The sequence below is a fragment of the Catenulispora yoronensis genome, from assembly GCF_039531695.1.
In the GTDB taxonomy this organism is placed as follows: Bacteria; Actinomycetota; Actinomycetes; order Streptomycetales; family Catenulisporaceae; genus Catenulispora; species Catenulispora yoronensis.
The window spans coordinates 60,787-71,647 of the sequence record NZ_BAAAQN010000036.1 but is presented as its reverse complement, the minus strand read 5'-3'; the positions used below and the strand labels follow the sequence as shown (position 1 = coordinate 71,647).

At 68.4% G+C, this 10,861-nt stretch carries 6 protein-coding genes; 4 read left to right on the top strand and 2 right to left on the bottom strand.

All coding sequences use genetic code 11. The features are described from left to right. Nucleotides 1-222 precede the first annotated feature (222 nt). Complete coding sequence (locus tag ABD481_RS26640) at nt 223-948, top strand: AfsR/SARP family transcriptional regulator (RefSeq protein ID WP_344668494.1); 726 nt, start codon at nt 223-225, stop codon at nt 946-948. 21 nt (nt 949-969) lie between these two features. Here ABD481_RS26640 and ABD481_RS26635 read toward each other — a convergent pair whose 3' ends face one another. Beyond that, nucleotides 970-1,500, bottom strand: a complete 531-nt coding sequence (locus ABD481_RS26635; RefSeq protein WP_344668493.1) for an ArsR/SmtB family transcription factor — start codon at nt 1,498-1,500, stop codon at nt 970-972. A gap of 122 nt (nt 1,501-1,622) precedes the next feature. Here ABD481_RS26635 and ABD481_RS26630 point away from each other — a divergent pair, with 122 nt between their 5' ends. Continuing rightward, nucleotides 1,623-3,188, top strand: a complete 1,566-nt coding sequence (locus tag ABD481_RS26630; protein WP_344668492.1) for an MFS transporter — start codon at nt 1,623-1,625, stop codon at nt 3,186-3,188. Here the strand turns inward: ABD481_RS26630 and ABD481_RS26625 are convergent. Further along, the gene (locus tag ABD481_RS26625) at nt 3,083-6,502 is read right to left on the bottom strand and encodes an AfsR/SARP family transcriptional regulator (protein ID WP_344668491.1); all 3,420 of its coding nucleotides are present in this window, start codon (nt 6,500-6,502) and stop codon (nt 3,083-3,085) included. The genes ABD481_RS26630 and ABD481_RS26625 overlap by 106 nt on opposite strands. 695 nt (nt 6,503-7,197) lie before the next feature. On the opposite strand from ABD481_RS26625, the gene ABD481_RS26620 reads away from it, so the two are divergent. Next, a complete protein-coding gene (locus ABD481_RS26620) occupies nt 7,198-8,490 on the top strand; it encodes a hypothetical protein (RefSeq protein WP_425559292.1) in 1,293 nt (430 codons plus the stop codon). Nucleotides 8,491-8,505: 15 nt separating this feature from the next. After that, nucleotides 8,506-10,851, top strand: a complete 2,346-nt coding sequence (locus ABD481_RS26615; protein WP_344668490.1) for a tetratricopeptide repeat protein — start codon at nt 8,506-8,508, stop codon at nt 10,849-10,851. Nucleotides 10,852-10,861: the final 10 nt, after the last annotated feature.

Sequence of the window (10,861 nt, the reverse complement as noted above, 5' to 3'; positions counted from 1 at the left end):
GGCGGCGATCGCACTGAAGCGATTAAAGCCAGCCCGGGAGTCAAACTGCTATCATTCTCCTATCATGGGCTCTGACCTGGGTGTCAGCGCGCAGAGAAAGCAGCACTCTGCATCATCGGTAGTGGATCGTTAGTAATCCGGTAGTGGTGCGGTAGACAATTGTTAGAACCCCGCATGATTCTCAGGAAGTGCCACCTTCGGCTGAGAATGGGGTTGACTGATGTGAGTGACGGCATCTCGTTCGGCCTGCTGGGAACGGTCGTCGCCAGGCGCGGCGACTCGGCGAGCACCATCACCGGGCGCAAGGGCCTGCTGCTGGCGATCCTGCTGCTGGACGGCGGGGAGGTGGTGCCGATCGACGACATCGCCGACCTGATGTCGTCGGCGCGGGCGACTCTGTACAACAGCGTGAAGCGGCTGCGGACCGCGTTGGGCGACACCGACGAGTCCCTGATCGAGGGAATCAAGCCGGGCTACCGCATCAACATCACCCGCGACCAGCTGGACCTCGCGGTCTTCGAGGACCTGGCGGACGCCGGATTCCGGGCGTTCCGCGCCGGCGACCTGCCCACGGCGACGGCCCGGCTCCGCGCGGCCCTGGCGCAGTGGCGGGGCAACCCGCTGGGCGGCGTCGTCCTGCCGGTGCAGCTCAAGGGCCACGTCCAGCGAATGGAGGAGCTACGGCTCCAGGCCCTGGAGGACCTGAACGCCGCCTACATCCAGCTGGGGCAGCACCGCGAGGCGGTCCCCGGACTCGCCCAGCTCACCGCGGCGCACCCGCTGCGCGAGCGACCGCACGCGATCTACATGCGGGCCCTGCATTTGAGCGGACGCCAGAAGGACGCGCAGACCGTCTACTGGGACATCTGCCGCCGACTCAACGACGAGTTGGCCGCCGCCCCCGGCCCGGAACTGCGCGAGACCTACAGCGAGCTCATCCGGATCTGAGGCGGAACGGACGTGACCTCGTCAGCCCTGCACCGGATCGGGATGAACGGCCACGAAGATCGAGTACTGGATCGCGTCCTCGGCCGCCTCGCGCCCGGCCACCTCGTCCAGGAAGTCCCGGATCAGCTGGAGCAGCCGGTCATGGTCCTCCCGCCCCAACCGGACGCCCAACCGCGAGATCTCCACCTCCGCCGAAGCCGGCACCTGCCCGACCTCGGAGACGAACGCGCCGATCATGGCACTGCGCAACCGCAGATCGCTGGCATCGAGATTGAGCCGCCACGACTTCCGCGTCGCCAGATACGGAACCTCCAAAGCACCCCTGGCCCCGGCCCGCGCCCCCTGCGCCTCCAAAAACCCGGTCGCGACCAGCTTGCGCACATGGTGCAGCACAGTGGCCGGATTAGCCCCCAACCGAGTAGCGATCTCCTTGTTGGTCAGCTCCTCCTTCAGACACATCCGCAGAATCCTGATCCGCGTAGCCGACGCCAGCGCCCGAGCCTCCTCCTCACTCGGCGACCGCCGACCAGCCCGCCGACCCTCTGCTGCCATACCCCGAGCGTAACCGAGCCCCCGCGGCACAACGACCCAAAAGCTCCACAAATTGACAAGTGACGATCGATTGGGCATTCTCAACCATATCGGATCGTTCACCCCTGCTGAATGGACCGACCATGCGAGCACAACCGCCTTCCACCAGGTCAGCCGGCGATGAGGCGGCTTCCGCCGGCCCTGCGGCTGGCCCGGCCGGCAACTCCGGGTCGCTGGTCGCGGCCGGTTCGGGTGCCGCTGCCACTACTGCCGCCGCTGCCGACTCGTTCGCCGCCAAGCCGGTCGCCGTTGGAGGCGGTTCCGGCGCTTCCGGGCCCCGGATCGCCGAGCCTGCCGCCGCTGGTTCCGAGTCCGCCGCTTCTGGTTCCCTCACTGCCGGGCAGGTCACCGCCGACTCCGCCTCCCCGCCGCCCCCCACCCCCCGCCGCCGCGGCGGCCTGTTCTGGCATCGCGACTTCCGCCGCCTGTGGATCGGCGAGACGGTCAGCCAGTTCGGTACGCAGGTGTCGATCCTGGCGATGCCTCTGGTCGCCGTCGTCACGCTCAAGAGCGGTGCGGGCGTGGTCGGGGTGCTGGTGGCGATGGAGTTCGCGGCGTTCCTGTTGGTCGGGCTGCCGGCCGGGGCGTGGGTCGACCGGTGGCGGCGGCGGCCGGTGATGATCGCGGCGGATGTCGTCCGGTTCGCGCTGCTGGCTTCGGTGCCGGTCGCGGCCTGGGCCGGGGTCCTCACCATCTGGCAGCTGTACGCGGTGGCGCTGTTCCAGGGCGTGGCGACCGTCTTCTTCGACGTCGCCTACCAGAGCTACCTGCCCTCGCTGCTGGGCTCCGGCGAGCTCGTGGAGGGCAACTCCAAGCTCCAGGGCAGTGCCTCGGTGGCGCAGACCGCCGGGCCCGGGTTCGCCGGCTACCTGGTGCAGGCCCTCACCGCGCCGACCGCCGTCGCCGTCAACGCCCTGGGCTTCCTGGCCTCGGCGGTCGGCATCGGCGCCATCCGGAAGGCGGAGCCGACGCCGGAGCGCCCCGAGCATCCCCGGCTGCGCGCCGAGATCGTCGAGGGCCTGCGCGTCGTCCTGCGGCACCCGATCCTGCGCGTGCTCGCCGCCGCCACCGCCGCGGCCAACTTCCTCACCGCCGTGTTCGCCGCCGTGATCGTCGTGTTCCTCGTCCACGACGTGGGCGTCACCCCCGGCAGCATCGGGCTGCTGCTGTCCGCCGGCAGCGTCGGCGGCCTGGTCGGCGCGCTGACCACGTCGGCGATGATCCGCCGGATCGGACACGCCCGGACGGTCTGGCTGCCGCTGCTGGTCGGCTGCCCGCTGGGCATGGTGCTGCCGCTGACCCACCGCGGCTGGTCGCTGGCACTGTTCGTGGTCGGCTGGTTCGGCTTCTCCTTCGCCATCACCGTCTACAACATCGCCGCCGTCAGCCTGCGCCAGCAGCTGTGCGAGCGCTCCCTGCTCGGCCGGATGAACGCCACGATGCGCTTCCTGTCCTGGGGCGTCATGCCCTTCGGCGCCCTGCTCGGCGGCTTCCTCGGCGACGCCCTCGGCTCCCGCGACACGCTGTGGCTCACCCAGGTCGGCTACCTCGTGGTGCCGCTGCTGCTGCTCATGTCGCCGATGCGCGGCCGCCTGCCGGAGCGGGACGAGGAGTCGCCGACCCTGGCCGCCGCGGCGTCCCGAGTCTGAGCATACGAATCCGAGCTCACTCGGACCGGAACCTTCGCGACCCGGCACCGCTGGCACTCCCGCCAGGCGTCGGTACCGTCAGTGAGGTCGGTCAGATGGGCCCGGATGCCCGCCGCATCGGCGACTCCCGGCGGATACTCGGCCAACGCGGCGTGGAACAGCTCTCTGGCTTCTTCGCCGCAATCCTGCTGCAACGCCAGGTGGGCAAGCCCCTCCAGCGCGCGAGCCCGACAGGAGCGCAAAGACCGCTCCGCCGCCAGATCAGCTGCCAGACGGAACGTGGTTTCGGCGTTCGTCTCATCGCCCCCGACAAGATGCGTCTCGCCCAGCGCGTTGAGGGCATCGCACTCGACGTCCAAAAGGCGGTGCTCACGGCTGGCCCGCAAAGCGTTGCGACCGTACTCCAATGCCAAGCCCAAGTTGCCGGTCGTCCGGTGCAGGACGCACAACGCAGCGTTCGCCGTCGCCTCCACAGCAGCGTCTCCTTCACAGACCGCCGCGACCGCCGCCTCGGTAAGCCACCTCTCAGCAGCTACCGGATCGTTCCGCCGCAGCAGCAGAAGACCCAGGTCGACCAGCGGCGAGCCCTCGGCACCGCCGTCGCCGAAGGCCCGGTACGCGGCAAGCGCCTCCTCCAGGTTCGCCAACGCCTCAGCGTCCAGCCCCAACTGCCGGCACACCGAGCCCAAGTGCGTGCGCAGGACCCCCTGCACATCGCGGTCGCCAACCTCCTCGGCGAGCGCCAGCGCCGCCCCGAAGTGCCGATACGCCTCGGTGAACGCCTCGCGGCTCCTGCTCGTGACTCCGAGCTCGGTGAGCTGGCACAGCTCGCCGAACCGGTCGCCGGTGCGCCTGCTGATGGCGATGGCCTCCCGCAGCGACTCCTCCGCCTCGGGCAGCCGCCGATGCTCCCGCTGAGCAAGGGCCAGGCCGGTGAGGGACAACGCCTCGCCATGCTCGGCGCCGAGCGAGCGCGCCGCCCGCACCGCCTGCGAGAACAGTTCCAGCGACGGGTCCGGATAGTTGCCGCGCGCCAGGTACGGCTGCAATGCGCAGGTGAGCCGCCACGCCTCGGGCCACAGCCCTTCGGCGAACGCCGCGAGCGCGGTCGCGACGAGGTCGGGGCCCTCTCGTTTCAGCACGTCCAGGGCCCCGGGAGCGTCCCGGGGCGGCCGCTGGATCTCCACGTCTGAGCGACAGAGGCCATCCGAGCCATCCGTATCGCCGGCTTTGGGGAGCTCGCGGAACGGCCCCTTGGCCAGCGGCCCGCACACCGCCGACGCCCATCGCACGTGGTGGGCGGCCAAACGCCGCAACGCATCCTCCCGGGCAGCGTCGGAGTCATGGCGCAGGCAAAGGGTGTGAGCGCTGTCCCGCACGAGGTCGTGAAAGAAGTACCGGCCGGGTTCGGCCTGCACGACGAGGTTGTCCTCGAACAGCGTCTCCAGGATGTCCATGGCGTCTTCGAGCGGCACCTCGGCGAGCGCCGCGACCACGGCCGGCGAGAAGCTCCGCCCGGCGTCCAGGCTGAGCAGCCGAAGCGCGCGTCGCTGCCCGGTCGTGAGGTACCGGTAGGACAGCTGCAGCACGGCGGAGACGCTGCGCTCCCCGATGTCGAGGAACCGGGCGCGGGCCCGGTGGTCGCTCAGCAACGCGACCAAGTCGGCCACCGACCAGCTGCCGCGGTCTCGGAAGCGGGCAGCGGCGATGCGGATGGCCAGCGGGAGGCGGCCGCAGAGCTCTGACACACTGGCCAGTCCGTCCGCGGACCCGAACACGCGCCGGGCGCCGACGATCCGGGTGAACAGCGTCATCGCGTCGTCGCGCGGCATCGGCCCGAGCGAGAGCGACCGCGCGCCGTCGAGCGAAGGCAGGCGGCGCCGGCTGGTGACCAGCACGAGCGCGCCGCTGGCACCCGGAATCAGTGGCCTGACCTGCGCGGCGTCGACGGCGTTGTCGAGCAGCACCAGCGCGGCCTTGTCCGCCATCTGTGCGCGCCACGCGGCGCTGCGGCTCTCCAGATCGGCAGGGATCTGCTCCTCGGGGACACCGGCCTGGCGCAGCAGCAGGCTGAGCGCCTCGCCGGGGGTGAGGGGCACCATGCCGATGGTGAAGCCGCGCAGGTCGACGAAGAACTGGCCGTCGGGGTAGTCGGCGGCGACCGAGTGCGCGAAGTGCACGGCCAGCGCGGTCTTGCCGACGCCGCCCATGCCGTCGATGGTCGAGACGACCAGGGAGCGGGGCCGGTCGGGGTGGGGCTCGGGAAGCAGTTGTCTGAGTTCCTCGTGGCGGCCGGCGAAGTCGGGGCTGTCGCGGGGGAGGAATTTGCGTTTGGGGGTTGGTGGTGGGGTGGTCTGTGGTGGAGCAGCAGTATGTGGTGGAGCAGTTTGTGGTGGAGCAGTTTGTGGTGGAGCAGTTTGTGGTGGCGTGGTCAGCGACGGGACGGTCGGTGGTGGGGCGGTTGATGGCAGGGCGGTCGGGGGCAGGGCAGTTGATTGCAGAGCGGTCCGTGGCATGGTCAGCGCCGTGGAGGGCGAGGCTGGCTGCGAATTCGGCGATGGGTCTGGATGCGCGACCGGCTCTCCGTGGAGCACCGCCTCCTGCATCTTCTTCAGCTCGTCCCCAGGATCGAGGCCGAACTCCTCGCGCAACAAGCGCCGCCCCTCGTCGTAGACGGCGAGTGCCTCGGCCTGCCGCCCCGAGCCGTGCAGCGCCGCGATCAGGTTCACGCGCGTGGACTCGCGATACGGCTGTGTGGCGACCAGTTCGCGCAGCTCACCGACCACGTGGGTGCTCTCCCCCAGGTCGATGCGCAGCGCCATCAGGGAGTCGAGGGCTTCGAGCCGTTCCTCTTCCAGCCGGGCGCCGACGTTGGTGAAGTACGTGCGATCGAGCCCGGCGAGCGCGGGCCCGCGCCAGAGCCGGCACGCGGCGCTCAGCTCGGCGACGGCCGCGCCGCGGTCGCCGGCGCTCGCCTGGCAGCGGGCACGGACCACGCCGGAGCGGAACGCGGTGAGGTCGAGCTTTTCGGCGTCGAGATCGGCGCGATAGCCGACCGGGTCGGTGGCGAGCCCGACGCCCGGGATCCCGCCGAGGTGCCGGCGCAGGTTCCCGATCACGTTGAAGACCTGCTGCCGCGCGGAGGACGGCGGCTCGTCCCAGAGCACGTCGATGATGCGTTCGATCGGGACGGTGGTGTTGGCGTTCAACAGCAGGATCGCGAGCACCCGCCGCTCCCGGGGCCCGCCGATCTGCCGGCTCCGGCCCTGCACCACGATCTCGAACGGGCCGAGCATGCGAACTTGGAGATCCACCCAGACCTACCCCTTCCGCGCCGCCGGCCGCCGCTGTACGAGGGCTGTGCGCTGACCTCGGTCGACGAAGTGAGCGCCTTGACACGCCTGACGGGATCGCCGATCAGTAGCGGTACGGTAGTGCCCTCCACTAGCGCGATGCTGGTTTCTGGGTGCATAAATGCGGCGTCAGTAGTAAAAGGCAGAAACGTCTGCCCCACGCGTTTCTTCTGAATTCGGCCATCTGCCGGTGTCGTCGCGGTTTTCCCGCCAACGCCCCGTGACAACGCGGCGAAGCGGCATGCATGCTCGGATCGACGGGGGTCTCCCGCGTCACGTTCGACCCGCCGACCGCGGAGGGACTTCAGACCGACGACCACGGTCCCCCTGTCGAGGCGGAGCACAGCATCACCTGACATGGGATTCGCCCAGCCACAGATTTACAAAGGCGATTCCATGCGCCCTGGGGAATGTGTCAGTTCCATGATGCTTTCCCGCAATCATCATTCGGTTCGTGGAATGGAGGACCCGTGAAGTCCATCAAGGTGCGCAAGGCCGGCAACGTCCGGCTGACCGGTGTCGCCCACCCGCTCTACAGCGCCTGCGGCATCGTCGTCCCGAGCCCGGTCTGATCTTGCTGCTGACGCCGTGCTCCGGTCCGCTGTGCGCGGGCCGGGGCACGGCCTGCTGGCATGGCCGGGGAGGGAGGCTTTCCGTTGAACGTGGGCTTGACCGGGGACACGGTTCTGACGCTCTACCCGCTGACCTATCTGGAGGAAGGCGAGGAGGTCACCGTCGGGTGCGCCGAGACCGGTTCCTATGCGGTCCTGCCGACCGATGGAGCAGCGCTGCTGCGGCAGTTGGGCTCGGGGCTGACCGTGGACGAGGCCGGGCAGTGGTATCGGCGGGAGTACGGCGAGGATGTGGACGTCGTCGAGTTCGTCGAGGCTTTGGAGGAGTTGGAGTTTCTCTGTCCGCCTGAGTTCGTGGGTGAGGCGGAGGCGCGTGGTGGTGGGGGCGTGGGGGCGCGTGTTCGTGGGGGCGTAAGGGCGCGTGTTCGTGGGGGCGTGGGGCCGGGGCGGGTCCGCTGGCAGCGGCTCGGCGAGGCGATCTTCTCCCCCGCGGGCTGGCTGTGCATGACGGCACTGATCGTCGCGGCGGCTGTGGCGATCTGGCGCGAGCCCCTGGTCCGGCCCGCCAACCACGACGTCTTCTTCACGCGCTACATGTCAGTGGTCGAACTCGCCGTGTTCCTCGGCCAGATCCCGCTGCTGCTGTTCCACGAGTCCTTCCACGCTCTGGCCGGACGCCGGCTGGGACTGCGCTCCACGCTGTCGATCGGGCGCCGCCTGTACTTCGTGGTGGTCATCACCCAACTCGACGGCTTGGTGACCGTGCCCAGACGCAAGCGCTACCTGCCGATGCTCGCCGGCATGCTGGCCGACCTGCTCGCGATCGCCGCGCTGACGCTGATCGCGGCCGCCACGCGGAAGTCCGACGGCGGGTTGTCGGCGACCGGGGCGATCTGCCTGTCGCTGGCGTACGTGACGCTGATCCGGTTGCTGTGGCAGTTCTACTTCTATCTGGAGACAGACCTCTACTACGTGGCCGTCACCGTATTGGGCTGTGTGGACCTCCAGAAGACCGCGCGCGCCATCCTGAAGAACCGATGGAACCGGCTGCGCGGCCGCGACGCCGCCCTGATCGATCCGGAGACCTGGCATCCGCAGGACCGGAAGATCGGGCGCTGGTACTCGTGGCTGCTGCTGGTGGGGTGGAGCTTGTCGCTGGCGATGCTGCCGCTGGTGCTGGTTCCGCTGATCTACCACGTGCTGTCCACGGTGGGCCGGCGGCTGACGCACCCGGCCGGGCAGAGCCTCGCCGGTCTGGCCGACAGTGTGGTGTTCCTGCTGATCAATGTCGCCCAGCTCGCGGTGATCTGGTGGATCGTCCGGCGGGAGCGACGCCGGGCGGCATCGGCGCCGCGCTACGAACATGTTCTGTCCTGAGCGGAGGCTCCGACGATGCACCAGCCGAATTTGCCTGAGTGGGCAGAGAAGTCAGAGCGGACTGAGCGGACTGAGGAGCCTGAGCGGTCTGAGCAGCTGTATTTGTCCGACCGGCCGACTTCTCCCGCATCCCCGGTGGCAGCGCACCGTCTGGTCCTCACCGGCGTTCCTGGTGCGCGGATCGCAGATGATGAACCGTCAGCATTTGATATTCCGTCAGCCGCGCCGTTGCCGCCACCGCTGACCGCGCCGATCGACGCGCACCGGCGCCTGCGCGGCCCCTACACGTTCGCCGGAACGCTGATGCGCGCGATCGTCCCAGACGCCCTGGTGCAATGTCCCGCCCTGGTCTCGGTCCACAACATCGAGATCCTGAGCGTCGCCCCGGAGCTGCGCACCATCGTCCCGGCCACGCACGAGACGTTGACGTCGTTGGCAGTCCCTGAGGAGCGGACTCGCTTCTATTCGCGAATGCGTACCCTGCGACTGGCGCACGGCATGACGGAGTTCGTCCGCGACTACGTCCGGGCGAGCGGGCAGCGGCCGGTGAGTTTGGTCGTCGACCGGCTTGATGAGGCTGATGGCACTGATCAGGAGCTGGTCTCGGTTATGGTCCGGCGGCTCGATCCGGGGTTGGTGACGCTTGTGCTTGGCGTTGGGCGGGTGTTAAATCCGCAGACGACGCTGGGGGCGGCGGTCTTGCGCTATGCGCGACCTAGCGAGCGTGACCGATATAGCCGCTATGGCCGCTATGGCCGGATGGTGAGCCGCTCTGCCGTCGACGGGCCCGCGTTGTCCGCAACGACGGATCCTTATGAGTTGGCACACCGGTACGTCGACTCTGAATGCACCGAGGTCGATGAAGCGTTGCGTGGTGCGTATGAGGGCCTTGAGGTGGCGCAGCGTGCGGCACTGCATGATGCCCGCGCGGATGCGCTGGCGTCTCTCGGTGAGAAGTCGCTGGAGCTGGGCGCCATACCGTTCCACCGGGAGCGCGGCTCCGACCGGGCGCGGGCCGCCGGCGCGCTGCGCAATGCCCTGGACTACTGCATCGATATGGGTTTCTACGAGGCGACTGTTGACCTCGGTGAGCGGGGACGTGCGGCGATCGACTGGCGTGCGCAGCCGGAGCACTGGTGGGCTTTCACCACCAAGATGACGACGTCGTTGGCGGCGCTGAGCCGTCCTGAGGAGGCTGAGGCGCTCTACGACGAGGCTCGGGCGCTTACCGATGATCCGATGGTCCACATGCAGGCTGCGTACGCCACGGCGATGCTTTATACGCGTCACCATGATGAGTCCCGGAAGGATCATCAGACGGCGATGGGGTGGATCAACGAGGCGATCGCTATTTCCAGCCTGTTGGCCGATCCGCGGGAACGTGCTTTCAACTCTGTGTTTCACCGGAATGGTAAAGCTCTGATTGAGAACCATCTGCGTCGCCCTGAGGAGGCGCTGGCGCTGGTGTCCGAGGGGCTGGACCGCTTGGATCGTGAACTCGGTCCTGATGCGCACCGTCTGCATCGGTCGGTGCTGCGCTATAACCGCGCTCAGGTGTACGCGGCGATCGGCAAGCTTGACGAGGCGGTGGCTGATTACACGGCGGTGATCGACGAGGATCCGAATTACGCTGAGTACCACTTCGACCTGGGGTTGCTGCTGAACCGGCTTGGGAGGGGGGCGGAGGCGGTCGCTGAGTATGAGGCCGCGATGCGGTTGTCGCCGCCGTTTCCTGAGTTGTTCTACAACCGTGGTGATGTGCGGGCCGCGATGGGTGATGTTGATGGGGCGATTGCTGACTTTCGGTATGTGTTGGAGATTGATCCGGAGTATACGGATGCTTATGTCAACTTGGCAGGGTTGCTTGCGGATTTTGGTGCGCCGGATGAGTTTGGTGAGGGTGGGGACACGTCTGCTGCTGTGGTGGTTGCCCGAGGCTTGGTCGTGGCGCCAGACAACCCTCATCTCCATTGTTTGAACGGCCGCCTCCAGCTGGAAGCCGGCCGATTCACTGAAGCTCGCTCCGCGCTGAACCGCGCTCTGACGGCGGATCCGGACTTGGCTGAGGGCTGGGCGCTGCTGGGGATGCTCCACTACGCACGTGATGAGCACTCGCAGGCTGTTGACGCCTTGTCTCGGGCGCTGGAGTTGGTGCCTAGCTCTGCGGCGTATTTCAACCGTGGGGTGATGTATGAGGAGGCCGGGAGGTGGGAGTTGGCGATAGCTGACTTCAGTGCTGCGCTTGATCTTGATCCGCAGGATTCTGATACTTGGGCTCACCGTGCGGAGTGTCGGGTGCGCGTCGGCCAGGGCGATGGTGCTGCTGGGGATCGGCGGCGGGCTGGGGAGTTGGGTGGGTAGGTGCTGGTGC